16 protein-coding genes and 1 pseudogene are annotated in these 26,609 nt (G+C 62.2%); 8 read left to right on the top strand and 9 right to left on the bottom strand.

Annotation, left to right across the window (positions count from 1 at the left end; genetic code table 11):
- Window positions 1-138 precede the first annotated feature (138 nt).
- The gene (locus BM400_RS08120; RefSeq protein WP_089838320.1) at window positions 139-720 is read left to right on the top strand and encodes a GNAT family N-acetyltransferase; all 582 of its coding nucleotides are present in this window, start codon (window positions 139-141) and stop codon (window positions 718-720) included.
- A 3-nt stretch (window positions 721-723) separates the two neighbouring features.
- Here BM400_RS08120 and BM400_RS08115 read toward each other — a convergent pair whose 3' ends face one another.
- Window positions 724-1,713 carry an exostosin domain-containing protein gene (locus tag BM400_RS08115; protein ID WP_089838318.1) on the bottom strand — a complete coding sequence of 330 codons (990 nt, stop codon included), beginning with the start codon at window positions 1,711-1,713 and terminating at the stop codon, window positions 724-726.
- 213 nt (window positions 1,714-1,926) lie between these two features.
- Here BM400_RS08115 and BM400_RS08110 point away from each other — a divergent pair, with 213 nt between their 5' ends.
- From BM400_RS08110 to BM400_RS22960, 3 genes and pseudogenes are all read left to right on the top strand, one after another.
- Window positions 1,927-2,862, top strand: coding sequence for a branched-chain amino acid transaminase (locus BM400_RS08110; RefSeq protein ID WP_089838316.1), 936 nt, complete (start codon window positions 1,927-1,929; stop codon window positions 2,860-2,862).
- Between the two features lie 156 nt (window positions 2,863-3,018).
- Window positions 3,019-3,159 (top strand): hypothetical protein, encoded by a 141-nt coding sequence (locus BM400_RS21995; protein ID WP_175528927.1) that lies wholly within the window; start codon window positions 3,019-3,021, stop codon window positions 3,157-3,159.
- 175 nt (window positions 3,160-3,334) lie between these two features.
- Window positions 3,335-3,787: pseudogene (locus BM400_RS22960) on the top strand (L,D-transpeptidase family protein); the annotation flags it as partial.
- Here BM400_RS22960 and BM400_RS08100 read toward each other — a convergent pair.
- The 4 genes from BM400_RS08100 to BM400_RS08085 all read right to left on the bottom strand — a co-directional run bounded on the left by BM400_RS08100 (window position 3,679) and on the right by BM400_RS08085 (window position 8,909).
- The gene (locus BM400_RS08100) at window positions 3,679-4,695 is read right to left on the bottom strand and encodes a YncE family protein (RefSeq protein WP_141223849.1); all 1,017 of its coding nucleotides are present in this window, start codon (window positions 4,693-4,695) and stop codon (window positions 3,679-3,681) included. The pseudogene BM400_RS22960 and the gene BM400_RS08100 sit on opposite strands and share 109 nt — an antisense overlap.
- Window positions 4,696-4,739: 44 nt before the next feature.
- Window positions 4,740-6,563, bottom strand: coding sequence for a beta-L-arabinofuranosidase domain-containing protein (locus BM400_RS08095; RefSeq protein ID WP_175528926.1), 1,824 nt, complete (start codon window positions 6,561-6,563; stop codon window positions 4,740-4,742).
- A 147-nt stretch (window positions 6,564-6,710) separates the two neighbouring features.
- Window positions 6,711-7,394 (bottom strand): LamG-like jellyroll fold domain-containing protein, encoded by a 684-nt coding sequence (locus tag BM400_RS08090; protein ID WP_089838309.1) that lies wholly within the window; start codon window positions 7,392-7,394, stop codon window positions 6,711-6,713.
- 69 nt (window positions 7,395-7,463) lie between these two features.
- A complete protein-coding gene (locus BM400_RS08085; protein ID WP_089838308.1) occupies window positions 7,464-8,909 on the bottom strand; it encodes a GDSL-type esterase/lipase family protein in 1,446 nt (481 codons plus the stop codon).
- Window positions 8,910-9,103: 194 nt separating this feature from the next.
- On the opposite strand from BM400_RS08085, the gene BM400_RS08080 reads away from it, so the two are divergent.
- Window positions 9,104-10,933, top strand: a complete 1,830-nt coding sequence (locus tag BM400_RS08080) for a phosphoenolpyruvate carboxykinase (GTP) (RefSeq protein WP_089838306.1) — start codon at window positions 9,104-9,106, stop codon at window positions 10,931-10,933.
- A 551-nt stretch (window positions 10,934-11,484) separates the two neighbouring features.
- The gene (locus BM400_RS08075) at window positions 11,485-12,678 is read left to right on the top strand and encodes an MFS transporter (RefSeq protein WP_089838304.1); all 1,194 of its coding nucleotides are present in this window, start codon (window positions 11,485-11,487) and stop codon (window positions 12,676-12,678) included.
- Window positions 12,679-12,882: 204 nt separating this feature from the next.
- On the opposite strand, the gene BM400_RS08070 is transcribed toward BM400_RS08075, so the two are convergent.
- Genes BM400_RS08070 through BM400_RS08060 form a run of 3 tightly spaced genes read right to left on the bottom strand, consistent with a single transcriptional unit; the run spans window position 12,883 to window position 17,409 of the window.
- Complete coding sequence (locus tag BM400_RS08070) at window positions 12,883-14,025, bottom strand: MFS transporter (RefSeq protein ID WP_141223848.1); 1,143 nt, start codon at window positions 14,023-14,025, stop codon at window positions 12,883-12,885.
- Window positions 14,012-16,375 carry a glycoside hydrolase family 31 protein gene (locus tag BM400_RS08065; RefSeq protein ID WP_089838300.1) on the bottom strand — a complete coding sequence of 788 codons (2,364 nt, stop codon included), beginning with the start codon at window positions 16,373-16,375 and terminating at the stop codon, window positions 14,012-14,014. Before BM400_RS08065 ends, BM400_RS08070 begins: the two co-directional genes overlap by 14 nt.
- The gene (locus tag BM400_RS08060; protein WP_089838298.1) at window positions 16,372-17,409 is read right to left on the bottom strand and encodes a LacI family DNA-binding transcriptional regulator; all 1,038 of its coding nucleotides are present in this window, start codon (window positions 17,407-17,409) and stop codon (window positions 16,372-16,374) included. The genes BM400_RS08065 and BM400_RS08060 overlap by 4 nt, the downstream gene beginning before the upstream one ends.
- A 254-nt stretch (window positions 17,410-17,663) precedes the next feature.
- On the opposite strand from BM400_RS08060, the gene BM400_RS08055 reads away from it, so the two are divergent.
- On the top strand, window positions 17,664-20,933 hold the full coding sequence (locus tag BM400_RS08055; protein ID WP_089838296.1) for a TonB-dependent receptor: 3,270 nt from the start codon (window positions 17,664-17,666) through the stop codon (window positions 20,931-20,933).
- Window positions 20,934-21,399: 466 nt separating this feature from the next.
- Here the strand turns inward: BM400_RS08055 and BM400_RS08050 are convergent, their stop codons facing one another.
- Window positions 21,400-22,665, bottom strand: coding sequence for a hypothetical protein (locus BM400_RS08050; RefSeq protein ID WP_141223847.1), 1,266 nt, complete (start codon window positions 22,663-22,665; stop codon window positions 21,400-21,402).
- 312 nt (window positions 22,666-22,977) lie between these two features.
- Here BM400_RS08050 and BM400_RS08045 point away from each other — a divergent pair, with 312 nt between their 5' ends.
- Complete coding sequence (locus BM400_RS08045) at window positions 22,978-26,541, top strand: TonB-dependent receptor (RefSeq protein WP_089838292.1); 3,564 nt, start codon at window positions 22,978-22,980, stop codon at window positions 26,539-26,541.
- The last annotated feature ends 68 nt before the right edge of the window (window positions 26,542-26,609 follow it).

The following is a 26,609-nucleotide window of genomic DNA, read 5'->3' as shown; positions in this document are numbered from 1 at the left end:
CTTTGTCGTGCTTCCTTCTAGTCAAGCCACGACTCCCGAGGACTCGCAAATAAAAACACCCTCACCACAGATCGTCCAACGCCTCCGCGAAGCCCCAAACTGCTTCGATCACACGCCGCAACGCGGTATCCTCTCCCCATGGAGCGCGCCCGCCCCAAAACGCCCACCCTGGAAACCCCGCGCCTCCTCCTGCTCCCCCTCACCCTCGAAGACGCCGAACAGGCTCAGCCCCTCTTCGCCCACTGGGAGATCGTCCGCCACCTCGCCTCGCAGGTTCCCTGGCCCTTCCCGCCCGACGGCTGCCACACCTTCTATCGCGACACCGCCCTGCCCGCCATGGCTCGCGGCGACCAGTGGCATTGGTCCATCCGCACCAAGGCAAATCCCCAGCAGATGATCGGTTCCATCGCCCTTGTCGCCCAGCCTCAGACCCCGGGCCACAGGAACAATCGCGGCTTCTGGATCGGACAACCCTACCAGCGTCACGGCTACGCCACCGAGGCCGCCGTCGCAGCCACCGACTTCTGGTTCGACGTCCTCGGCTTCCCCGACCTCACCGTCCCCAAGGCCCACGCCAACGAGCCCTCCCGCCGCATCTCGCAGACGACCGGCATGACGCTGCTCCGCACCCAGATCCAGCAGTTCGTCTGCGGGCCACTTCCCACCGACATCTGGCACCTCACCGCCGACCAGTGGCATCAGCACCGCCCCCGGCCTTAGCACCTACGGCCTGTTCATCGCGAACGGAACCTGTTTCCCGATCAGCCTGAACCCCAGCAGCACCGCTGCCTTCACCCACCCGCGCACCTGGTTCCGAAGCTGCTGCTTCCACAGCATGTACTTCCAAAACGGCTGCACCCACCGCTCCGAGATCCTCTTCTCGTCCCTTACCCGCACAACCGCCGCAATCAGATGGTTGAACGCCACCTCCGGCGCGAACCACTGCTCAAACGCCGCCCGCGCCAGCCTCCCCCGCTCCACGTTCTCTCCCTCATGCGCCACCACGAGCGCTTCCAACTCCCCCAGTTTTTTCTCCGGGACCATCAGCGCGAAGCTCTCCCAATCCGGGCCCTCGGGCGGCAGATACCCGTCCGCCATCACCACCGGAGCCACCCCCATCTCCATCACCTCGAACAGCCGGATCGACCCGGCGCTTCCGCCCCGCGGACACAGCCCGAACCGGCTCGCCGCAATCGTCTCCGCGTACTTCTTCTGCCGCTCCTCGCGCCCCGGCTGCGACGGATCCCAGTGATAGTAGTGCGACGTATTCTCAATCAACACATCCGGTCGCCGAAACTTCGACTTGTAAATCCTCTTGCGCAGCAGCGACGTCGACCCGCCGGCAAACGAGAGCAGGTACCTCTTCTCGACGTCCATCGGCCCCACAAACGGGTTGAACCGGTTGATGTACGGCGCGCCCTTGTAGCGCTTCCAGTCGATCCACCTGGGCCTCTCCGCGGCCGCGTAGAGCCCGGGCAGCAGAGGCACAAAACCATCGTCATCGCTGTAGATGAACGTCTTCTCCGGGTACCGCCTCGGCAGAGGGCTATCCACCACGCCTCGGCCGCGCTCATGCCATCCGCCCACGAAGAGGATCAGGTCGGCACTCTCGGGATCGTCCACCAACGTATGGAGCTTCGGCTCCGCGCTGGCCACAATCCGCAGCATGGCGTCGTAGCACTCCTGCCGCAGTCCAACCAGGTGGATCTTCATCGCGTCTCCAGCCGTCCGTTCGAATAGCCCGTTCTAGCGCTTGACTATAGCACGCACCACCCTGCCCATGGGGTTCGTCCAGCCGCCTAAACACCGCATATTTGCAGGGAATTTGCCCCATGCGTGACCTCCCGCATCGCATCCTCCATGCTGCGGTGGCTATAATGTTTCGAACGAGTCTGTACGTCTTCACGACCGTTCACGGAGCACGCAATGCCCTTACAAACCACCGAGCACATCTGGCACAACGGGAAACTCATCCGCTGGGAAGACGCCAACATCCACGTCATGTCCCACGTCATCCACTACGGGTCCTCGGTCTTCGAGGGTATTCGCTGTTACCAGCAGCCCACCGGCGCCGGCGTATTCCGCCTGGATGAGCACATGGCCCGCCTCATCGATTCCGCGAAGATCTACCGCATGCCGCTACCGTACACGGTAGAGCAGCTATCCGCCGCCGTCGTCGACGTCATCGAAGCCAACGGCGTCACGCCCTGCTACATCCGCCCCATCGCCTTCCGCGGCTATGGAGAGATCGGTGTCAACCCGCTCAAGTCGCCGGTCGAGGTCTACATCGCGAACTTCCCCTGGGGCAAGTACGTCCCCGGCAACGCCGGCGCGGATGTCTGCGTCTCCTCCTGGTCGCGCCTCGCCCCCAACACCATGCCCTCGCTCGCCAAGGCCGGTGCGAACTACATGAACTCGCAGCTCATCCGCATGGAGGCCGAGGTCAACGGCTACGACGAAGGCATTGCGCTCGACGTCAACGGCTACCTCTCCGAAGGCTCCGGCGAGAACCTCTTCCTCGTCCGCGGCGGCGTCCTCTACACCACGCCTCTGGCGAACTCGGTGCTGAACGGCATTACCCGATCCTCCGTCGTCACCATCGCGAAGGAGATGGGCATCCCCGTCGTCGAGCAGGCTCTCCCCCGCGAGATGCTCTACATCGCCGACGAAGCCTTCTTCACCGGCACCGCCGCCGAGGTCACGCACCTCCGCTCGGTCGACCGCATCCTCGTCGGCGACGGCACCATGGGCCCCGTCACCAAGGCCATTCACGACGAGTTCTTCGCCCTCGTCAACGGCACCAAGCCCGACCGCTACAACTGGCTCACGCCGGTTGAAGTCAAGGTTCCCGTCACCGCGTAAAAAGCAGCACGGCACCGGCAAGAGCAGCGGCACATGCCGCTGCTCTTGCCATTTTGAGCGAAGCGAAGAATCCCCGTATTTCGCCCGTAGCCCCGCATTCTTTCCGCTCCAGTGATCGCAACGCGACGTTGACAGCCTCGATGCTATGCTCGTGCCATGCAAAATTTCTTCTCCATCAAAGATGAATGCGGCGGAAAGATCGTGTTGGGCCTCATGGCCGTGGCCCTCCTCATCGGGCTCGCTCACGAGGGCTTCCTCGTAGGCCGCTGGCTCGCGGTTGCCTTCCATCACTCCTAGCAACGCCTGGAACCAGGCTCTGCGCCTCTGCCGCAGCCCAGCAAAAGGCCGACCGCATCGTCATCGAAAAATCCCAGCATCGCATGACCCTCTTCGCTGGCCCCACCATCCTGCGCATCTACCGCATCGCGATAGGCCGAGGCCCCACCGGCCCTAAACTCAGCAAGGTGATCACAAGACTCCCGAAGGCGATTACACCGTCGACCAGCACAACGCCAACAGCAGCTTCCACCGGGCCCTGCACATCTCCTACCCCAACACGGAAGACCGATCCCGCGCCGCAAAGGCACACGTCGGCCCCGGCGGAGACATCATGATCCACGGCCTACCGAACGGTCGGGGATGGATCGGTCGAGCCCAACGTCTCTACGACTGGACCGACGGCTGCATCGCGCTCACCAAGGAAGAGATGGACGAAGTCTTCGCGTTAGCCCCAACGGCGCCAAGGTCCACATCCAACCCTAAGCTCGTCGAACAAATCTCGATTCTGAGAGTCAGGTTTCCAAACCGCCACCCGTCTCAAGGGCGCGCTTGGCCATTCCACCACGCCAGCCCATCCGGCTCCCGCCCAGCCTCGATGGTAGCCACCCGCTCCAGCGTCCTCAGATCCACCACCGCCACAAAATGATCCCGTGGGCAAGCCACAAACGCCCTCTTCCCATTCGGCTCCAGCGCAATCCCCGAAGCCCCCTTCTCCTCGATCGGCACCCGCTTCACCACGCGCCTGGAAGCAGCATCGATCACCACCAAATCTTTCCCCCGATGCGTCGTCACCAGCACCCGCCCGCCATCCACCGTGAACTTCAGCCGGTTCGCCCCCACCACACCAGCCGGAATCGTCTCCACGATCTTCTCCGCCGCCAGCCCGATCACCGAGATCGTCCCATCATCGTTCCCCACCCATGCCTCCTTCTCATCCGGTGAGACCGCGAACCCCTCCGCCTTCTCCCCCACGCGCACCAGAGTCTGCTTCCACGCCGCCTGTGTGTAGTCTGCGATCACCCCAGCCGCCAGCACAGGCCTGATCATCACGCGATCGAACAAACTCATCGTCCCCGACCCCGGATTCGAAGCCAGCACCTTCGCCCCGTCCTTTGACACCCACACCACATGGGTCATCTCCTGCCCGGTCCCCAGCACCGCCTCCACCTTGCCCGTCGCCGCGTTCATTACCCCCAGCGCCTTGGACCCCTCGGCCGTAAACCAGATCTTTCCGTCATGCACCATCAGGCCATGCGCACCCAGCAGAGGCGTCACATCCACGGGAGGCAGCGCCTTCCGGCCAATGAGATCCACCCGCGCCAGCGTATGCAGCGTAGCCTCCTGGTAGTTCGAAACAAACGCCGTCCGCCCATCCGGCCCCACCACCACCTCATGCGGATCCTGCCCGATCGGCACCTGCGCCAATACCTTCAGCGATGCGCCATCCACGATCGCCAGCGAGCGCGTCTGCTTCGTCACCACAAGCAGTTCACCCTGCCCGAAACACACCCCGAACCCCGCCGCCATCCCCAACGCAACCAGAAGTCTTCGCATCGCTCCAGCCTAAACCAGCCATGAAACGGTGCGCCCCACAAACCCTACCCCACCGTCAGATACGTCTGGTAGGTCTCGCGGCCAATCCCACAGAACGTCCTCATCTCCACACCCTTCCCCACCGTCCAGACGCCACTCCCCGCAGGCCGTACCCCCAGCAGATCCTGCCTGGTCAAAGCAGGCAGCTCGTTCCCCATCGCAAACAGCACCAGAGGCCCCTTCACCAGGGCCACCGTCTCCGGATGCCGCGCATCGATCGCCTCCAGACGCGCCGGCATCTCGAAGTGCAGCTCCACCTGATCGCCACTCTGCCAGCGCCGCGAAACCGTTCCCCAGCCCCTCGTAGCCGTCAGCGGCTGCGCCTTCCCATTCACCCGCACCACGGTCGTCTTCGAGAACGCCGGCACCCGGAACCGCAGCGCAAATGCACTCGGCCGGGTCATCTCCATCCGCAGCGTCACCCTACCATCCAGCGGATACCCACCCGCCTGCACCATCTTTCCCCGAACCCCATCCGGAGTCGTGAACGAAAGCGTCGAAGGCACATAAAGATTCACGAACACACCCTTCGCATCGCGGAAGTACGTCGACACCCGATAGTCCGCCGTCACCTGCCCGATCGTCCCCGAGCAGCACGGCCACTTGTCGTTGTGGTAAGCCTTCCTCCCATTCGCCCCAAAGTCCGAGTAGTAAAAGCTCGTGCCATCGCTCTCGAGCGGCAGCGCACCCAGGATCGTGTTGTACATCACCCGTTCCATGCTGTCGCCATACGCCGCATCGCCCGTCACCCGCAGCAGCGAGCGCGTCACCTTGAAGTGCGCATACGATCCGCACGGCGTCTCGAAGCTGGCCTTCGTATGCGTCAGCGATCGGTATAGCTTGTCTCCGCCCGCGTGATCGAATCCCTCCTGCGGTCCCCATCCGCCCGTCGCGAAGCTCTGCTCCCTGATCATCCGGAAGCCGTTCGTCACCGCCCGCAGATACTTCGTATCGCCGCTATCGAGATACGCCTGCATCCCCGAGTTCAGCGAGTTGCAATACGAATAAGCATGATGACCATCCAGCACATTCTCGTTCCGCGACAACGGATCGAACCACGTTCTGTCCAGCAGATACCGCTTCGCCAGCGAACGATAATCCCCCATCCCCACCCGCGTAGCCAGAAACAGATTTTCCGGCAGCGTATAGCTCTCGTCCCACGTAAAGTCCTCGGTCGACCGCTCGCCATTCGAGATCCGCCACGCCTTCTGCTCATCCCGGTCCAGGGGCCGCGGTGGAAGATGCGGTCCCGCCGCCTCCGCCGTCCGCGCAAACAGCTCCTTGGCCTGCGGCAGATCGGCATACCGATACGCATCCAGCAGCCCCACGTTCAGCTTCTCGTACACATATGCGGGAAACCGGAAGTTCGTATAAAACTTCCCCGTAATTGTCGCTCCGTACATGTCCAGCAGACGCACCAGCTTGGCGCGCACCGCAGGATCGCGATCCGCGGCATACGTCCGCGCAAAGCTCGAAACCCACTGCCCGAACGTACTGCCCGGGCAAAACCCATGCGCTCCCCCCACGCCATTTGTCTTGTCCGAAGGATCCACATAGTCGTACCAGCCACCCATATCCGGCCCCGGTGCCGCCATCCCCGCGCGCACGCGAAACGGTTTCAGCAGCCCATCTTCATCCAGGCCCTGCAGCGTGGCCTGCGTCGCCCGGAACTGCTTCTCGTTCAGCGTCTCCGCCCCCAGCGACACATCCCCATAGCCGAACTCGTCGATCTCGAGCTTCGGCGCACCCGTCTCCGCCGCCCAGCCCATCCGGCCGGCAGCCGCCGCCATCGCGGCCGTCCCGACAAACGTTCTCCGGTCAATTCTCATGGCCGCCATTATAGGGCGTTCACAAGCCGATTGACCGCTTCGCACCGAGCTCCCAATGGCCAGTGTGGGATGCATACCCAACACCGGCAAAAACCATCACCCCCCGGCACGAACGGATGCCCGCAGGGAATCGTCGCAGCGCAGATCCTACTTCGGAGCCACCAGAAACTCCCCAACAGGCAGCACATGGTGCGTAAACCGAGCCTCATACACCGTGCCCTTGAAGTAAAACAGCCGGTTGATCCGCACTCCCAGCGAGCTATGCCCCGGCAGTTGCGGCGTCAGATGCACCGCACCCTCCGCCTGCAGTACACCATCGACATAGCTCCGCAGCGTAGTCCCGTCATACGTGGCCGTAGCCGTATGGAACGCTCCAAACGGATGCATCGTCTCCGGCGTGCAGGGCAGCAGCGTAATGTGCTCATCGTCCTTCGCCGAAACACTCGCGAAGCTGTCCAGGCACCACTGCGAGCCATGAATGCGAATCTCGAAGAGATTCCGCATCGTCGGAATGTCCTTGCCCGCCGCATCCACAGGCTGCAGATGAAAGATGCGCTGCTCGGTCTGCCCATCCGCATCGGGCCGGAACACCATCTCCCACGTCCACGTCCTCGCGCCCGCCAGCGGATGCGTCGGAAAGAACAGAGCATCGCCTCTGCCGTCGAAGTGAACGCCCTGCGCCGTAAACTCCGGGTGCCCCTCGATGCTTGGCTGCAACGCCTTGATCGCCGCCGGCTGGTTCAGGTGCCAGACAGTCTGGTCCTGGGCATAGGCATGGGAATGGAGCGACGAAGCAAACATCACGGCAGCAAGAAAAGTAAGCGCGCGCATAGGCCTACGATTCTAGCGCTCACCATGGACAAGCCGTCACTGCCGAAGCGAACTCCCTCCATGAACGATCTAAGGCTGCTCTGCCGCAGTAGGCTCCCCGACGATATCCGGCCCCAGCTCCACCTGCGTGCGGATCACATCGTTCGCCACCAGCCGCCCAAAGTACCTCTGAGCCCCGGGATTCAGATGCGTCCGATCCGGTCCCGCCGGCTTGTTCCCCGTCGCGCTCGCCTCCGCCTTCGCATCCGGATGCGTCTCCGCATCGAACCCATCCGCCTGCTCCTGCGTCATCTTCAACAGGATCGCCGTCGAGATGGCATTCAGGTCCACCACCGTCACATGCTCCTGCTCGCCCACACGCTTCGTCGCGGCGACATACGCCTTCAGATCCTGCACCAGCACGCCGTTCTTATAGCTCCGCCGCGACAGGCTCGTCACCAGAATCGGCACCCCCTGCTGCGCGCGCACATCCGCAACATACCGCCGCAGATTCGCCGGGAACGTCGTCTCCGGATCCGTCTCGCGCTCAGGCCCCTTGCCTGGCATATCGTTATGCCCGAACTGGATGAAGTAGTAGTCCGCATGCTCCCTCAGCGCCTTCTTCCAGGCCCCTTCGTCGAGAAAGCTCTTCGACGACCGCCCGTTCAGCGCCATGTCCAGACACGTTACATTCGGCGTCACCACCGCGCAGAACCCCGGCCCCCAACCGCCACCGGTGGCCACCGTCGAATCCCCCACCAGCACAATCTTGATCGGCGCGCCTTCAAATACCTGCATCGCCTTCACGCCGTCAGCAGGCAGCTCCGCCGGCTGAGGCTTCACATACTGCGACAGATTCGGCACCGCCTTCGCCAACCCCAGCGCCACCATCCGCCCAAACGTATACGAGCCCTGCCAGTTCAAATGCGTCCTGTCCGGAATCGTCTTTCCGTCAGCATCCTTCTTCGTAATCCCAAGCCCGTTCGCCTTGGCCTCCGTCATGTTGTCGAGGTACGCAATGCTCTGCGTCTGCAGATCGATCAGCGGAACATGCTTCTCCCCCGCGACCTTCGTCGTCACGGCAGCGTGCGCCGTCAGGTCCGAGTGGATCTTCCCGTCCGGGCCATAGTAGCGGCGCGTCAACGGCGTAATCAGCACCGGCACCACGCCCGCCGCACGCGCCTGATCCACAAACCTTCCCAGATTCACCTCGTACTGCGCGATCGGAACCTGCCGGTCGAGATGCTCCTTCGACTCCATGTCGTTATGCCCGAACTGGATCAGCATGTAATCCGGATGCAGCGCCAGCGCCTTATCCCAAAGACCCTGCTCGCGGTACGTCTTCGTGCTCGCCCCGCCCTTGGCCTGGTTCAGGCACTCCACCTCGGCCGTCAGGTTCGCACAGAAACCGCGCCCGTACCCCGCCGTATCGGTCTGGGTCGAATCGCCGATCAGCGCAATCCTGACCCTGTGCGCAGGCTGCGCGGAGAGCGTAACGGCAAGCAAAAAGAGGGCGGCATACAGCAGACGTGGCATAACGAAGGGTATCCTCGCGTTGATCTTACCCCGTCCCCCGCCCACGCCCCGGTGTGAATCAGCAAGAGATAACGTTTTCTCAAAACCCTGTGCGTTGTACGGACGAAATGGCCGCTTATCGCGCATCTAGGTTGACAGCCCTAGACGAGCGGAGAAGAATTACCTGCATGGCTTTCGAGAGGCCCCGAACCACTATGAAAACAGACAAGATCACTCCCGTCCAGACTCCCCTCACCACCAACAAGCACCTCATCCGGTGGGTCGAGAAGATGGCCGATCTGTGCCAGCCCGCCGGAATCCACTGGATCGACGGCTCCGAGGCCGAGAACGACTGGCTCTGCCAGAAGCTCGTCGACGGAGGCACCTTCACACGCCTCAATGAAGAACTCTGGCCCGGATGCTTCTACGCCCGCTCCGCCCCCAACGACGTCGCCCGCGTCGAAGACCGTACCTTCATCTGCTCCCTCTCCAAAGACAACGCCGGACCCACGAACAACTGGCAAGACCCCTTCGTCATGCGCCGCAAGCTCAAGCAGATCTTCAAGGGCTCCATGCGCGGCCGCACCATGTACGTCCTTCCCTTCTCCATGGGCCCCATCGGCTCGCCCATGTCGCAGATCGGCGTGCAGCTCACCGACTCCGCCTACGCCGTCGTCAACATGCGCATCATGGCCCGCATCGGCAAGGCCGTCTTCGCGGAGATCGACAAGGACGTCAAACGCGTCGTGCCCTGCCTCCACTCCGTCGGAGCGCCTCTCGCCCCCGGCCAGCAGGACGTCCCCTGGCCCTGCAACGACGAAAAATACATCGTCCACTTCCCGGAGACGCGTGAGATCTGGAGCTACGGATCCGGCTACGGCGGCAACGCGCTCCTGGGCAAGAAGTGCTTCGCCCTCCGCATCGCCTCCAACATCGCTCGCGACGAGGGCTGGATGGCAGAGCACATGCTCATCGTCGGCGTCGAATCCCCCACGCACGAAAAGACCTACGTCGCCGCCGCCTTCCCCTCCGCATGCGGCAAGACCAACTTCGCCATGATGATTCCGCCCGCCGGCTTCGAGGGCTGGAAGGTCTGGACCGTCGGCGACGACATCGCCTGGATCAAGCCCGACGCTACCGGCCAGCTTCGCGCCATCAACCCAGAGGCAGGCTTCTTCGGAGTCGCCCCCGGAACCTCCGCCAAGACCAACCCCAACGCCATGGCGACACTCGCCAAGAACACCATCTTCACCAACGTGGCTCTCACCCCGGAGGGAGGCGTCTGGTGGGAGGGCATGACCGACACCCCGCCTGCGCTCTGCCTCGACTGGCGCGGCGAAACCTGGACCCCCGAGATTGGCAAGATCACCGGACGCCCCGCCGCCCATCCCAACGGACGCTTCACCGCTCCCGCCAGCCAGTGCCCCACCATGGACGAGGCCTGGGAGGCACCCGACGGCGTGCCCATCTCGGCCTTCATCTTCGGCGGACGCCGCCCCACCACCATGCCCCTCGTCTACCAGGCCTTCAACTGGTCGTCCGGCGTCTACATCGGCGCCACCATGGGCTCGGAGACCACCGCCGCCGCCGGCGGAGCGCTCGGCAAGGTGCGCCGCGACCCCATGGCCATGCTTCCCTTCTGCGGATATCACATGGGCGACTACTTCCGTCACTGGCTCCGCATGCAGCGCGACCTCACCGCCACCCCCCGCGTCTTCCACGTCAACTGGTTCCGCAAGGACGCCGAGGGCAAGTTCCTCTGGCCCGGCTACTCCGAGAACATGCGTGTGCTGAAGTGGATCGTCGATCGCGTCCGCGGCCGCGCCCTCGGCAAGGAGACGCCCATCGGCTGGACCCCGCACTTCGACGACATCAACTGGAAGGGCCTCGAATTCCCCCGCGCCACCTTCGAGACGCTCCAGACCGTCGACCGTGCGCAGTGGAAGCAGGAGGTCATGGGCCATGAAGAGCTCTTCCTCGCCCTCCACGATCACCTCCCCGCAGAGATGATCTACGAGCGCGAACTGCTCATCTGCCGCCTCTAAACCCACAGGCATGACGACGCCTCCAGAAGGAAACGGCGTCATGCCTGCTTAAAGGGCACGGCCGTGACGGTTCCAAAGCGCCCCGAAACCGTCACGGCCCCTGTCCATTACCTTCGGGAAGAACCTGCAAAGGACGCATCGCAGCCAAATCCGCTCTCCCAGGAACCCGCTAAACCCAATAAAACAATCAATTTCGCTCCTTTTGAATACGCCAAAATCCGTTTTGGGAACGCCGGATTCTTTCCCCGGCAGGGGTTGACTTGGTGTAGGTGGGAGCGTAGAGTCATGTTCAGGGCTAGGCTCCCTTCGGGTTGAGCCAGTCTTAACGAAGTCCACCCACTTCGTTGCTTTACCGGAATACCCACGCATCAGCCCCCACCGCGCTGCGTGGGTTTCCTTTTTAAGCCGGCATTTCCTCGGCTTTCTCCGGCCCTCTTCCTAGCCACCCGTCAAACGATATATGGTTATCGCGACGAGCCACTCTCGCCTTCCAGTTGACCGAACAGGTCCCCGGAACGCCTGTGCCGGTCGAAGCACCTCAAGGACGGACGATGAACTTTTCGATGCAAGCGCGTTTGAGCGCCATGATGTTTCTGGAGTACTTAATCTGGGGGGCCTGGTACGTAACGCTCAGCACATGGCTCAGCCGTGGACTCCATCTCTCCGGCCAGCAGATCGGCTGGGCCGCCGGCACCACCGCACTTGGAGCCATCTTCGCCCCGTTCTTCGTCGGCCTCGTCGCCGATAAGCTCTTCGCCACCCAGAAGATTCTCGCCGCGCTCCATCTCGGCGGATCCATCCTCCTCTACGCTGCCTCACGCCAGGTCGACTTCGCGCCCCTCTACGGCCTCCTCATCCTCTATTGCTTCTGCTTCATGCCGACCCTCGCACTCACCAACTCGCTCGCCTTCCGCCAGATGACCGACCCCAAGAAGGAGTTCGGCCCCATCCGCGTCCTCGGCACCGCTGGCTGGATCGTCGCCGGCGTCACCATCGGCTCGCTCAAGCTCGAAGCCACGGCCATCCCCATGCAGATCGCCGGCGCCGCCTCCGCGCTCATGGCTCTCTACTGCCTCACCCTGCCCAGCACGCCGCCTCTCGGTGCCGGAGGCAAGCTCTCCTTCTCCAGCATCTTCCCCAAGGAAGCCTGGCTCATCTTCACCGAGAAGTCGACCGCCGTCTTCGCCCTTGCCTCCCTGCTCATCTGCATCCCGCTGCAGTTCTACTACGCCTTCACCAACCTCTTCCTCAATGAAAAAGGCGTCGTCAACGCGGCGGGCAAGATGGCCTTCGGCCAGGGCTCCGAGCTCTTCTTCATGATCCTCATCCCCTTCTTCTTCCGCCGTCTCGGCGTCAAGTACATGCTCGGCGTCGGCATGGCGGCATGGGTCGTGCGTTACCTCTGCTTCGCCTACGGAGCCCCCACCGGCGCGATGCCTCTCTTTTGGACCGGCATCCTGCTCCACGGTGTCTGCTACGACTTCTTCTTCGTCACCGGCCAGATCTACATCGACCGCAAGGCCGCTCCCGCCCTCCGCGCCGCAGCGCAGGGCACCATCACCCTCATCACCTATGGCCTGGGCATGTTCATCGGATCCTGGGTCTCCGGCCGCGTCGTCGACGCCTACGCCACGAGTGGCGGCCATAACTGGAACGCCATCTGGATCTTCGCCGCGTCCCTCTCCGGAGCAGTCCTGCTCCTCTTCCTGGCCGTCTTCTCCGACAAGGAAGCCGAAACCGCCTAGTCGACATCCACCGGATCGTCGTTGCCTTTTGCAGTTGCCGTTGCCTCTTGCAGTTGCGGTTGCGGTTGCGGTTGCCCCTTTGGTTGTCATCCCGAAGGGGATCTGCTTCTTCGTTTGCTTTTGTTCATGAGCCTTGTCCGGGCTAAGCCCGGACAAGGGCAACCACATCAAAGTCACCCAGGATCATCAAGCACCAACGCAACACTACCCAGCCCCACCCTCCATCCTCTTCAACTGCAACGAAACCACCGGCACCAGCGCCAGCATCGCGATCCCCGCCGCGGTGGGCACCAGCATCCCCACCCGCAGCGACCCCGCCCGTGCGGAAACCGCCCCGGTGATCAAAGGAAACACCGTCCCACCCAACCCCGCCATCACGAAGATCATGTTCCCCGCGATACGAGGCAGCACGGCAGCCATCAGCAACGGATAGACAGGCCCCACTCCAAACCCGATCAGGCCCGCGGCAACCAACAGCATCGCCGGCCCACCGCTCAGAGCCAGCACACAGCATCCCGCAGCGGCAATCGCGACATCCGCACGCAGAAGCGTCCGCTCATGCAGTTTTGTAACTGCTTTTGTTGCATGAAGGGCACGGCCGGCCAGCAGGCCCAGCCAGAACACCGAAGCCGCCGCGACAGGGGCTTCGAAGCCCTGGCGCAGCCGTTCGGCATACGTCGCGATCCACGCCCCCGTAGAACTCTCGAGGCCGATCGCCAGCAGCGTCAGCAAAGCAACTGTAACCGGCAGCCGCATGCCACCCGCACGCAGCGTCTTTCCCCGCGATTCGATGATGGGCATCTTGCCCACCTCGACCAGGACAGTCCAAACCAGAAACACAACGAAGACCACCCCAAGCCCGGTCAGCAGCGTCCGCGCGCCACGGAACCGCAGCGCCGCATTGGCCAGCGACGGACAGGCGAACGCGCCCAGGGCCCAGATGAGGTTCAGCCGGTTCATCTCCCGCACCCTGCTCTTCGTGCATCGCGCGGAGCGCAACAGGCTGATCGAAGTCATCGCGATCCCCAGCCCAAGCCCATAGAAAAACGCAACCGGAAACACCATCCAGCCCGCCGCAAACGCCAGCCCCACACACGCCGGAGCCGTGATTGCCAGCCCTCGAGCCACCGACGAAGCCGGCCTGCCACGGCTCACCAGCGCACCCACCGACGACCCAAGAAAGATCATCAGGAACAGAAATCCGGCACGCCCATCCGTCAGTTGCCACCGCACCGCCAGCGCCGGCAGGGTCGCGCCCAGCAGAGCTGTGGCGAAACCCGTCATGGCGAACGCCGCATACAGCACCACGCTCGAGGCGCGCGGCCAGCCTCCATCAGCGTCTCTCACGGATAACCCTGATCTCCGCCGCCGAGCCCGCAGGCAGCTCCGCCCCCGTACGCGCCAGAGCCTTCTTCGCCTCCGACCAGTGCAGATGCGTCAACTGCGACGCCCCCTGCTCATAGGCATACGTTGTGCCATCGTCGCGATAAAGCGTAAAGTCCGCATCCGCTCCCGGATACACCTCCAGCACCGCAATCGTCTGCTCTTCGTTCGTACTCTCCACAGGGCTTCCCAGAGGAAGGATCGATCCCGCCCGCACAAAGACCGGCAGCGTATCGATCGGAGCATCGACCGCAATCGTCTGCCCACCGCTGTACTTCTTCTTCGTCCAGAAGTTGTACCAGTCCGCACCCGCGGGCAGATACACCTCCCGCGTCGTCATGCCCTGCTCCACCACCGGAGCAACCAGCAGCGCGGGCCCAAACATATACTCATCGCCAATATCCGCCACCTTCGGATCCGCGCCAAAGTCCATGAACAGCCCACGCATAAACGGAGCGCCCGTCCTATGGCTCATGTACCCAAGCGAATACAAATACGGCATCAACTGATAACGCAGCCGCAGATACTTCTCCAGGATCGGCTCAGCCTGCTTGCCATACGACCAAACCTCGTTCTGTGTGCGGCTTCCATGCGAGCGGAAGTTCGGCTGAAACGCACCATACTCGAACCACCGCGTATACAGCTCCGGATAGTCTTCGTAGTGCCCGATCACATCCCGCGCATCCGACCCATCCAACAGCGCCGGACGGTCCGGCGTATGCTGCTCCGGCAGATACTGCCACCCACCGATATCCGTACTCCAGTACGGCATCCCCGACGCAACGAAATTGATCCCCGTCGGCACCTGCCTCTTCAACGTATCCCAGTTCCCATTGATGTCCGACGACCAGAAGATCGTCCCGTTATGCTGCGCCCCAAGATAAGAGTCCCTAGCCAGAATCAGCGCACGCGTCTTCAGATCCTTGCGAAACCCGTTATAAATCGAAGCCGTATGAAACAGCGGATACACATTGAAGAACTGCGTCCCGGGCCCCACATGAAAGTAGCTTCCATTCGGCGGCAGATCCGGCTCCGTCTCATCCGCCCAGAACGAGTCGAAACCCTTCGCCACGTAGTTGTCCCTGATCACATCCCAGTACCACTTCGCCGCATCCGGGTTGGTCGTATCGATGTCCGCGCCCGCCCGGTCATACGGCAGCCCATTGGTCGGCGTGCCGTCCGCAAGCTGCTCGAACCACCCATTCTTCTTCACCGTCGCATAGTAGCGATCCTCCGGAATGAACCGCGGCCACACGCTGATCATCGTATGGAAGTTCATCGCATGCAGCTTCGCGTTCATTCCCGCCGGATCGGGCCACTTCGCCGGATCCATATCCATCTCACCCATCTTCGTATAGTGGAACCAGTCGATCACCAACACATCCGCAGGCAGATGCCGGTCGCGATACCCCTGCGCCACCGCCATCAACTCCTCCTGCGTCGAGTACCGCTGCTTGCACTGGATATACCCATACGCCGACTTCGGCAGCATCGGCGTGTCGCCCGTCAGCAGCCTGTATCCCTCGTAGATCTCGTCATAGGTCTTGCCAGCGATCACAAAGAAACTAACCCTCTGCCCAACATCGGACGTCCACCGCGTCACATCGTTGAACCCAAACGCCACCGTCGTCTTCGAAGGATTGTCCCACAACAACCCATACCCTTTATTTGTAACGACAAAAGGCACACATACACTCTGCCCTGCCGGAGCGTCGTAGTCATGCGCACACCGCACCACATGCCCGCGACGATCCAGGTATCCTTCCTGATTCTGTCCCAGTCCATACGTATGCTCATCCTTCGGCGAAACAAACGTAGCGCCCACCTGGTAGAACGGAGCGTCGCCCGCCCGCCGGTCGTTCAACACACCCGCATTCCCATCCTTGTGGTTCGGCACCGACATCTGCCACCCAGCCATCTTCACCAGCGTCGCGCCCTCAGGCGTCTTGATCGAAAGCCCCACACCCGGCGTCGACCCATTGAAGAACTTCGCGATATCCGCCCGCGTTCCCGTCGGCGGCTGCCCTCCGCTCTGCGGAGACACCGTCACCACCATCCGCGCCGACCGCAGCACATCCCCGCCAGCGCCGCTCTCCCGCGTCCATCCCTCCGCCAGCGGCTTGGCCGTAATCCCATATCCAGGCGCCCCAACGGCATCGGCACGCAACAGACTCAGCGTCACCCGCACCACATTCGGAGCATACGGCTCGACCATCACCGTCGCTTCCCTGCGCTCCAGAATCATGCTCTGCCCAAACGCAACCGGCACGATCGCCGCCAACAAGAGCACTCGACACACACGCATCACAATCATCCACTCACCTCGCGCGTAGACTCCCGCGCCATCAACTCCGGATCGAAATGAATCGCATCCGCATATTCTTCGTTCGGGTTCTGAATCCGTTTGATCAACAACTGCGCCGCGATCTCGCCCATCTGTCGCAGCGGCTGACGCACCGTAGTCAGACTCGGCAGATGATACGCCGCCACGGCAATGTCGTCGAAACCCACCACCGAGATGTCGCCCGGGCACGAGAGCCCCGCATCCGCAATCGCCCGGATCGCCCCCAGCGCAGCCGTATCGTTGAAGCAGAATAACGCCGTGAAATCCCGCCGGCGGCTCAACAAATCCCGCGTCGGCCCGTACCCCAGCTCCGGCAACCAGGAGTTCGCTTCAAGATAAATACACAGCTCCGGATCCACCTCGATCCCAATCTCCTGCGCGCGTCCCATCGTGCTCTCCCATCTGGACTGCGAATCCGACACATGCCTCTGCCCTCGCATGAACGCGATGCGCCTGTGCCCCAGATCGTACAAATGCTTTAACGCCAGCATCGCCGACCGGTCGTGGTTCAGCAGAATGTTCGTCACACCCTGCATCTTCTTATGCCCGGAGATCGATACCACCGGCACATTCACCGCCTGGTGCAGCTCCGTATTCACCAGCAGAAGCCCATCGACGAAACGATTCAGCAACAACTTTGGATACTCATCGATCAGGTCCGGCTGCCACTGGTGGCTCACCACAAAATGCAGATACCCCGCCTGCAGCAACGAACTCTCCACCGCGTTCATGAGAATCGTGAAGTACCCTTCGCTCAACTCCGGCACAATCACGCCGATCGTAAACGTCTGCCGCGTTCGCAGCGATCGAGCCAGGCTGTTCGGCCTGTAGTTCAGCTCCTTCGCCGCCTCCAGCACCCGCGCCCGCGTAGCCTTCGCAATCGTCCGCACATGCGGCGCATTGTTCACCACCAGCGAAACCGTTGCAGGCGACAGCTTCAGATACTCCGCAAGCTGCTTCAGGCTGATCGGCGCGGAGTACGGCTTTCGCAAAGGCTCATCCATAACAGCATCCTTTGTATCACTGCCGTCTCCCACGGGTTAGCGGTAACTAAGGCTGGATTACTGATATCCCAGGAACGATTTTTATGACTGAAATTTCACATTTAAGTTGACGCCACCATGGCTGACCGATAGCTTTAGACCAATCACCCGTTTCTCATCTTTACCAGTCGTCTACCCTACCCGCGCCCAGTGGGTCGACGGCTATTTGCGTCTTGAAAACACCCGAGATTTGAAGCCCAGGAGCCTCAAGCTATATGACCCTTTTCCGGAAACGCTATCTCGCCCTAGCCTTCGCTCTCCTCTTCTCCGTGCACGCCTTTGCGCAGACATTCCGCGGCACCCTCTCCGGAACAGTCGTCGACGCTCAGGGTGCCGTTGTCGCCGGGGCTTCTGTCCAGCTCAGTAATCCGGCCAGCAGTCTCGCACTCAACGCCGTCTCCGGCAAGAGCGGCGACTTCAACTTCCCGGAACTCCCGGTCGGCACCTACAACCTCAGCGTGACCGCTCCCGGCTTTGAAACCAACAAGCTCAACAACATCGACATCGCCGTCTCCGTCGTTCGCAATATCAAGATCGAGCTCCGCGTCGGTTCGCAGGCTGAGGTCGTCGAAGTCAAAGCAAACGGCGTCCAGACTGACACCACATCCGCCGCGCTCATCACCGTCATCGACTCCAAGTCCGTGCAGGAGATGCCGATGAACGGACGTAACTTCACCCAGATGATCAAGTTCACGCCGGGCGTCAACATCTCCAGCTCCGTCAACGGATCCCGCACCGCCAGCATCAACTACCAGGTAGACGGCGTCGACAACGTCGATGCCTACCTCGGCATCGTGGCCTCCAATCAGGGCGGCATCCAGTCCGTCGCCGGCGGCCTCATCCCCATCGAAGCCATCGACCAGTTCTCCATGCAGTCCGGCGGCGAAGCCGATCAGGGCCGCAACGCCGGCGCCAACTCCAACATGGTGCTCAAGTCCGGGACCAACTCCATCCACGGCGACGTCTTCTACTTCGATCGCAACGAGTTCTTCGCGTCCATCTCGCCCGTAGCCGCCATCGGCTCGCGGAAGCCCCTCATCCGCAACCACCAGGGTGGTTTCACCCTCGGCGGCCCCATCTGGAAAGATCACACCTTTCTCTTCCTCGCCGGTGAAATTCAGGTGGCCAAGGCCAACGTCGCCCTCACCGACACCGTTCTCTCCGACGCATGGCTCGCCCAGGCAAAGTCCTTCATGACCGACCCAGTCGTCTCCGCCGGAGCACCCGTTGCGGTCAACCCCGTCAGCCAGGGCCTCTACAACGTTCTCTTCCCGGCCGACTCCAAGACCGGGCCCGCAACCACGAACAACTACTTCGCCAACGGCCCCTCCAACTACAACAGCTTCAACGGCGTCATCAAGCTCGATCACAAGTTCTCGGATAAGTACTCCATCTCCATTCACTACATCGGCACCACCGGCAAGCAGACCGCGCCCACCGGATCCGACTACGCCGAGTACTTCCAGACCGCGCCCATGCACATCCACAACGCATCGATCGTGCAGACCTCGGTCTTCACCCCCAACCTGCTCAACATCATCACCTTCGGCACCAACTACTTCAAGCAGACCTTCAACGACGCCAACCAGAACTTCAATCCCGCAGCCACGGCCGGCCTCAACCTCGGCCTCACCGGCATCATCGCCGCCGGCGCGCCCACCATCACCGTCAACGGCTTCGACATCACCGGCGCCACGCAGCCCTCGGGACGCACCGACGTCACCGGCCACGTCACCGACAACCTCCACTGGACGCTCGGCCGCCACGCCCTCAAGTTCGGTGGCGAGTTCCGCCGCGCCAACGTCGATCTCATCTACTTCTCCAACGCGCGCGGTTCCTTCACCTTCGACGGAACCCGCGGCCCCTGGGACACCGCGGCCGGAGCCCTCACCCCCGCTGCCACCGCGTACTGCAAGAATGCCGGCCTCGCCGCCACCTGCAGCCAGCTGAGCTACATCGCCGACTTCCTCGCCGGCACTCCCACCAATGCCAACGGTGCCAAGCTCCTCCAGGGCAACGCCGAACGCATCTTCCTGCTCGACACCGAAGACATGTGGGCGCAGGACGACTTCAAGGCCACCTCCAAACTCACCCTCAACCTCGGTGTACGCTACACCATCCCGGGCGTGGTGCATGATGCCGCGAACGATCTCTACAGCTTCGTCCCCGGCTCCACGCCAAGCTTCAAGCTCCCGCTCTACAACAACTACTATGGCTCCTTCGGACCGCGCTTCGGCTTTGCCTACTCGCCGTTTGAGAACAACACCACCGTCATCCGTGGTTCCTATGGGCTCTTCTACGACGTCCCCGGCATGAGCTCCATGGTCTCCGGAACCACCACCAACGGTGGCGACTCCTACACCCAGAACAACCCCGCCGGCCCCAACGCCGCCGTCACCTACATCGCCTCCAACGTCACCTTCCAGACCGGCATCAACCCCTTCATCGGAGCCAACCCGCCGCAACTCGGGGCCTTCGGTGTTACCCCCAACATCAAGACCCCCTACGCCGAGACCTACAGCCTCGGAGTGGAACAGCAGATCTCCCGCTCCACCCTGCTCACGGTCGGGTACGTCGGCACCGCTGGTCATCGCCTCCTGGGCCTGATCGATCTCAACCAGCCCGTCGCCAACGGCACCTCCACCGCCAGCGCCCGTCCTTATCCGCAGCTCACCTTCCCCGGCCAGTCCATCACCACCGGCAAGTCGCTGGCCGGCATCAACCAGCTTGGCAACATCTCCGACTCCAACTTCAACTCGTTGCAGGTCGTCGTCAAGCAGGCTCCCTGGCACGGTATCGTCACGACCTTCAACTACACCTGGGCCCACTCCCTCGATGATGGCTCCTCCACCACCACCCCGATGAACAGCTACAACGTCCATCAGGACTATGGCAACAGCACCTTCGATACCCGCAACACCGTCACCGGCTTCGCCTACTACGATGTGCCGCAGCTCTTCCACGCATTCCCGCGCATCAGCAAGGGATGGCAGGCCAACGCGCTCTACACCTTCTCCGGCGGCACGCCCATCAGCCCTCTTGTCTCGACCGACAACAGCGCCACCAAGCAGCTCAAGGACCGTCCCAACTACTCCGGCGTCAGCCCTCTGGCTGGCCGTACGGTGATCACTGCTTCGAACGGCACCCGCCAGTATCAGTACCTCACCAACGCCAACGCATCCTTCGCAGTTCCAACCCCCGGCACCTACGGAAACCTCAAGCGCGACAACTTCTACGGCCCCGGCTTCGGCGCCGTCGACTTCTCGCTCTTCAAGCACACGCCCATCACCGAGCGGGTCATGAGCGAGTTCCGCGTCGAGTGCTTCAACATCGCCAACCAGGCCAACCTCGCCAACCCGTCCGTCTCGAACATCAACTCGAGCACCTTCGGTCGCATCACCAACACCCGCAACGGTGCCGGCGCTCCCGGCCTCGGATACGGCGAACCCCGCAACGTGCAGTTCGCCCTGAAGCTGCAGTTCTAACCCACCCCTCACCAAAGGCCCCCTGGTCCCGGCTTCACCGGCGATCGGGGGGCCTTTCTCTTTGACTCAACCGCCAAAATTCCCGAAGCCAAATGCCGGTACCTTCCATCGCCATCCCAATGGCCACGATATCCATCCATAAACCCACGTTTTACAGTCCAAAAGTGTCATGGTGAAACATGGGGAAATCCGCTCCACCACCGCATAAACCCCATAGAAGACCATACATACCGCCCAACGCATGAACTCTGCCCCGAACTAGCAGGCGTGCCCTTCCACCAGGTGCGGATAAGGATGAACTATCGCATTCAGCTTGGCCGAAGGCGTCTTCATCACCTCCAGAAAAGCCGTCTGGAAGCTCGCCAGAATGAGGCTTAACGCAGGTAAAACGGCGTTTGACTCAGAAAAGTTGGAAGGCTTTTCCGGTGTTGTGCCCCCACCCGGGCACCGTGTCCACCGTAAATCTCTACCAGACGTAAACATTCTGGATGGAAGGCTCACCCGTTCGCCCGCCGATCACACTGGCCTTCAGCACCACCTCGATGTTTCCATTTGCCAGCTTGTTGCCGCCGATCTTCTGCTGCAGCATCCGCATCGACTCCTCGCTGGTAGCAAACTGCGTCGCGGCTTCGGTGCCATTACGACCCAACCCCGCCAGCACCAGCACTATGCTCCCGGTCGTGGTGTCGCGAAACCGCGCCACAATCGCATAGTCGTCCGAGTTCCCGTAGCTCGAGCTCGAACCTCGATCCCTGGACAGCAGCTCTTCCGGGTGCTCCCGGTCGACAATCTGGAAGTTTGGCCGTTCCGAAAAATGAAAACGCAACGGGTTCAACAGTCGCGTCGACCACACATTGTTGTAGGCGCCGAACAACACAATCGGCCGGTCGCGCATGTCCGTCAACGGAGTCGCTGAAGCGGCCTGCACCTTATACGTCAGGCCGCCCCGCTCCATAATCCCGCTCACCCGCGAAACGCTGGAGACAATCTGGATGGAAACAAAGGGGTAATCGATATCCTTGCCCGCCGTCTCCGTTCCCGAGTAGTTGTTGTTCGCAAACACATTCGCGCCGGAGCAGAGCAGCGCCTCCTTGTGACCCTGAAACATCGGAGCCCAAAACGCATCGAGCGGCGTGCTCCGATGAGTGACAAACCTCCAACCAAACCCCGCGATCGCCAGTAAAACAACCATCACGGCAGCCAACAGCCATGGGATCCGGCGATTCTGCCCACCCGCGCGGGTCAGCGCCGGTTCCCGGACGGGTCCGACCGGCTCAACCGCCAGCGACGGCGAGATCACCGTCCTCACCCGCACGATTGGCGCAGCTGTCACGGCCTCGGCGGCGGCCTCCTCCGGTGTCTCCCGATGGAACTCCGGCACATACGATCCAGCCGGCAGCGAGATCTGCACGCCATCGCCCGGTTCATGGTCGTGATAGTAGAGCGAAAGCCGCTTGCGCACCTCGCCCGCCGTATAGCGCACCACCGTATCGGCGTTTGTGTCGTAGTCGGGAGGCCTCTGAAACACCTCGATGCCAAGTGTTCTCTCCTTCAACTCCTCCGCGCGACCCATCAGGGTCTTCTCCACCACAAAGCGCAGCAACGCCGGATAGCGCTTGCTGTTGCAGAACTGCTGGCTGGCCAGCACCCTCTCCAGTTCTAGACGCACCGCATCGCAGTCCGCTGAACTGACTGGCCGCCATGCCTCGAGAGGTGCGCTTTTAAGAATCATCCTGATCGCCGGATCATACCGGTTGCCGAGTCGCTCCCGCAAGAAGCAGTTTGTAACAAAGGTTTAGAATCCCCATCTCCATGATTTCAATTCACTTATTTTCACTCCCCAGAGACAAACGGTGAGTCACTTGCGAGTCGTGTCATGGGAAGCCGATGGTTGCGCTGCTTCAGAAAAGTTCCCCAGCCAGTCGCGCATGCTTCCCGGCACTGCCACGTCCTGGCGGGAATTTGGACGTTTTGCACACCGAGGCAGCGCCCACACACGAGCGATTCGCCCAGAACAAACGCTTTACCCAACTGAGGAGACCAGATGAACCAGTACCTCGCTCCACCCAAGCTCTTCCACACCCCCTGGCGGCTCCTGCTCGCCTTCCTGCTCCTGACTCTTCCCGCGGCGGCCCAGCTCTCCACCGCAACGTTGTCCGGCATCGTGTCCGACGCCACCGGAGCTGTCGTTCCGAACGCCAGCATCACGCTCGTTCAGACCGACACCAACTTCACCCGGAAGAGCGTCTCCAAGAGCGACGGCTCCTACCGCGAGGAGTTTCTCCCCGTCGGGCCGTACAAGATGACCGTCGCCGCGCCGGGCTTCAAGACGCTGGAGCGTTCCGGCATCGTGCTGGCCGTCATGCAGAACGCCGAGCTGGCTCTCACCCTCCAGGTCGGCGGATCGTCCGAGAGCATCAGCGTGACGGCCGACGTTCCTCTGGTGAACCTCGGCAGCTCCACCCTCGGCGATACCGTCTCCAACCTCGAGATCGACAACCTGCCGCTCGTCAACCGGAACGTCGACCGTCTGCTCCAGCTCGTGCCCGGCGTGCAGAACGTCCAGACCGTCAACAATCTCGGCTACCAGGAGATCAAGGTCCTGGTCAACGGTTCCACCGACGGCTTCGTGGGCCAGGTCTCCTACTACCTCGACGGCGGTCTCAACATGACCGGTCTCCGCAACTCGGGCAACCAGGTTCCGAACCCGGATGCCGTCAGCCAGTTCAACGTCGTCACCAATAACTACAGCGCACAACTCGGCCGTTACTCCTCCGCCGTCGTCAGCGTCGTCACCAAGAGCGGAACCAACAGCTTCCACGGCTCGGCCTTCGAGTTCTTCCGCGATCGTAACTTCAACGCCATCGGCCATAACAGCGGTGTCGGCGCGACCAAGAACCCCTACAACCAGCATCGCTTCGGCGCCACCATCGGCGGCCCAATCCGCCACAACAAGGACTTCTTTTTCGGCAGCTACGGCGGCTACCGCTCCATCACATATGCCAACCACAGTGGCAGCCTGCCCAGCGACGCGCAGTTGACCGGAGACTTCTCGGAGAATCTGCCCACCCCGGCCGAACAGGCAAGCTGCACCACGGCTCCCAGCGCGGCGGCCAATACCGCCGTTCACTTCCTGGTCTGCCACCCGACCACCGCCTCACCCACCCTCGGCGCCGGAACACCCACGCTGACCCCCTATGCCAACAACAAGCTGCCCGCAGTCGATGTCACCGCAGTCAACATCATCAAGTTCCTGAAGGCGAATCTCGGCCCCCAACAGCCCAACGTCCCCACGGACACCCGCTACACCTATCGCACCCGATCGCCGACGCCGGAACAGAACGAAGAGTACCTGATCAAGACCGACCACCAGCTTCTTCCGGCGCACCACCTCACCCTCAGCTACTTCCTCCTCAACTACAAGATCCGCACCGATCTCGGCGGCTTTACCCAGGCATGGTCGTACTCCAACTACGCCAACAAGCAGCAGAACGCCAACATCAGCGAGGTCTGGACCGTCAGCCCTCGCACCGTCAACCAGTTCTGGGTCAACTACACCCGCCAGAATGGCGGACGCGTCCCTGTCTCCGGCGATCCCAGCAAGAGAACCCTTGCGGACTTCGGCTCCGACTTCGGCGTCGTCGGCACGCCCTCGCTGGGACAGATCGCCGTCGGCGGCGTGGAGGGCTTCACCCTCTCGCAGGCCATCACCGGACCCAAAGCCGGAACGAACCTCTACAACGTCCGCGACGTGCTCAGCACCACCCGCGGCCACCATTCCCTCTACCTCGGAGGCGAAATCGGCCTGGAGAAGGACTTCCAGCTCACCTCGCTGAACAACTATGGCGTCTTCAGCTTCAACTCGACCAACGGCCCCACGGGAGCACGCACCACCAACGCGCTCTCCGACTTCCTCGCCGGCATTCCCGCCAGCATGGGACAGGACACCGGTCTCTACGCCAACGCCAACTACTTCAACTACGCCGGCTTTGCCCAGGATGACTGGCGCATTCTGCCCAACCTCACCCTGAACATCGGCGTCCGCTACGACGTGCAGCTTGCTCCGACCGATCCGCAGTCGATGCAGACCAACTTCACCCCGGGTGCCCAGTCGCACGCGTTCGGAACCGTCAACATCATCGGCAAGACCGGACCCCAGCTCGCTCCCGTCGGCCTGCTCTTCCCCGGCGACCCTGGCGTGCCCAGAGGTGGTGTCTTCACGCCGCTCAACCACGTCTCGCCTCGCTTCGGGTTCGCCTACGATCCCTACGGCACAGGCAAGACCGTATTCCACGGCGCGGCTGGTCTCTTCTTCGGCGGCATCTCCGGCAATGAGTGGGAGTTCCCTTCGAACTTCGCGCCCTACGCCGTCCGCAACACCTACAGCAAGGTCGTTTCGCTCACCCATCCCTACCAGGGCGATCCCACCGAGTTCCCGACCGGCTCCAACCCCTATCCCGGCCTCAGCTTCAACCGCGCCAATAACACCGCTACCTTCCTGCCGCTGAACCAGATCGTAGCCTTCGACCCCAACTATCGCTGGCCGTACTCCATCCAGACAAACTTCGGCATTCAGCAGCAGTTTGGCCGCAGCACTGCGCTCAGCATCTACTACGTTGGCTCGTTCAACCGCAAAACACCGCTGTATAACGACATCAACGGTCCCCAGTTCAACATCACCGCCGCCGGAACCAGCGGGCCAAGCTGCGCCGACACCACCAAAGCCTGCGGCTACGCCAACAACAGCGGCACGGTCAACAATCGCCGTCCTCTCAACTCTCAGTACGGCCTCTCGGCCGCGAACCCCGCCTACTCCAACGTATTCATCATCAAGTCCAACCAGAACTCCAACTACCACGGCCTGCAGGTCACGGTTGAGCAGCGTCTCACCCACCATGTCAGCGCCAAGGGCTACTACTCCTGGAGCAAGACCCTCCAGAGCAACACCCTGGACAGCACCAGCGGCCTCAATGGAACGTTCGTCGATGCCAACTATCCACAGCTCGAGTACCACCAGAGATCGGACCAGGACCGCCGTCACATGATGACGATGTCCTTCCTCTGGAAGCTCGACTACTTCGACCGGACCCCGCACATCGTCCGTTACATCCTCGGCAACTGGAGGCTCAACGGAATCTGGACGGCAAACAGCGGTCAGCCGTTCACCGTGACCACCGGCACCGACAACTACTTCTCCGGCCTGGGCAACAACCGCCCCAGCCTCATCCCCGGCACCACGCCGAAACTGATCGACAACGGCCGCTCGCGCGTCGCCATGATGAACCAGTGGTTCGACACGTCGGTCTACTGCCGTCCTGGCATCGACACCGGTTGCCCCGGGCTTGGTCCTCTGGGCCTGCTCGGAAACACCCGTCCCGCAACCCTCAGCAACCCTGGCTATCGGAACGTCGATGCCTCGGCTATCAAGGACTTCGACATCCACGACGCGCTCAAGTTCGAGCTGCGCACGGAAGTCTCCAACGTCTTCAACCTCGTCAACCTCGGCTCACCGACCGCCAGCATCAGCTCCGGCCTCAACTTCGGCAAGATCTCCGGAAGTGGCGGCAGCCAGCGCATCATCCAGGTGGGCGGACGGATCCTCTTCTAACGACGTTCCACCCTGCCGGCCCACCCGGGCCGGCAGTTGTTGTTCGCATCACTGCCCTCACCAGGTCT

The sequence above is a fragment of the Granulicella pectinivorans genome (assembly GCF_900114625.1).
GTDB lineage: Bacteria > Acidobacteriota > Terriglobia > Terriglobales > Acidobacteriaceae > Edaphobacter > Edaphobacter pectinivorans.
This window is presented reverse-complemented; position numbering and strand designations above follow the sequence as displayed.

Excerpts from the sequence above, each read along its gene's own strand:
- BM400_RS08120 (WP_089838320.1), top strand. The coding sequence starts at position 139 with ATGGAGCGCGCCCGCCCCAAAACGCCCACCCTGGAAACCCCGCGCCTC.
- BM400_RS08115 (WP_089838318.1), bottom strand. The coding sequence starts at position 1,713 with ATGAAGATCCACCTGGTTGGACTGCGGCAGGAGTGCTACGACGCCATG.
- BM400_RS08110 (WP_089838316.1), top strand. The coding sequence starts at position 1,927 with ATGCCCTTACAAACCACCGAGCACATCTGGCACAACGGGAAACTCATC.
- BM400_RS21995 (WP_175528927.1), top strand. The coding sequence starts at position 3,019 with ATGCAAAATTTCTTCTCCATCAAAGATGAATGCGGCGGAAAGATCGTG.
- BM400_RS08100 (WP_141223849.1), bottom strand. The coding sequence starts at position 4,695 with ATGCGAAGACTTCTGGTTGCGTTGGGGATGGCGGCGGGGTTCGGGGTG.
- BM400_RS08095 (WP_175528926.1), bottom strand. The coding sequence starts at position 6,563 with ATGAGAATTGACCGGAGAACGTTTGTCGGGACGGCCGCGATGGCGGCG.
- BM400_RS08090 (WP_089838309.1), bottom strand. The coding sequence starts at position 7,394 with ATGCGCGCGCTTACTTTTCTTGCTGCCGTGATGTTTGCTTCGTCGCTC.
- BM400_RS08085 (WP_089838308.1), bottom strand. The coding sequence starts at position 8,909 with ATGCCACGTCTGCTGTATGCCGCCCTCTTTTTGCTTGCCGTTACGCTC.
- BM400_RS08080 (WP_089838306.1), top strand. The coding sequence starts at position 9,104 with ATGAAAACAGACAAGATCACTCCCGTCCAGACTCCCCTCACCACCAAC.
- BM400_RS08075 (WP_089838304.1), top strand. The coding sequence starts at position 11,485 with ATGAACTTTTCGATGCAAGCGCGTTTGAGCGCCATGATGTTTCTGGAG.
- BM400_RS08065 (WP_089838300.1), bottom strand. The coding sequence starts at position 16,375 with ATGATTGTGATGCGTGTGTGTCGAGTGCTCTTGTTGGCGGCGATCGTG.
- BM400_RS08060 (WP_089838298.1), bottom strand. The coding sequence starts at position 17,409 with ATGGATGAGCCTTTGCGAAAGCCGTACTCCGCGCCGATCAGCCTGAAG.
- BM400_RS08055 (WP_089838296.1), top strand. The coding sequence starts at position 17,664 with ATGACCCTTTTCCGGAAACGCTATCTCGCCCTAGCCTTCGCTCTCCTC.
- BM400_RS08050 (WP_141223847.1), bottom strand. The coding sequence starts at position 22,665 with ATGATTCTTAAAAGCGCACCTCTCGAGGCATGGCGGCCAGTCAGTTCA.
- BM400_RS08045 (WP_089838292.1), top strand. The coding sequence starts at position 22,978 with ATGAACCAGTACCTCGCTCCACCCAAGCTCTTCCACACCCCCTGGCGG.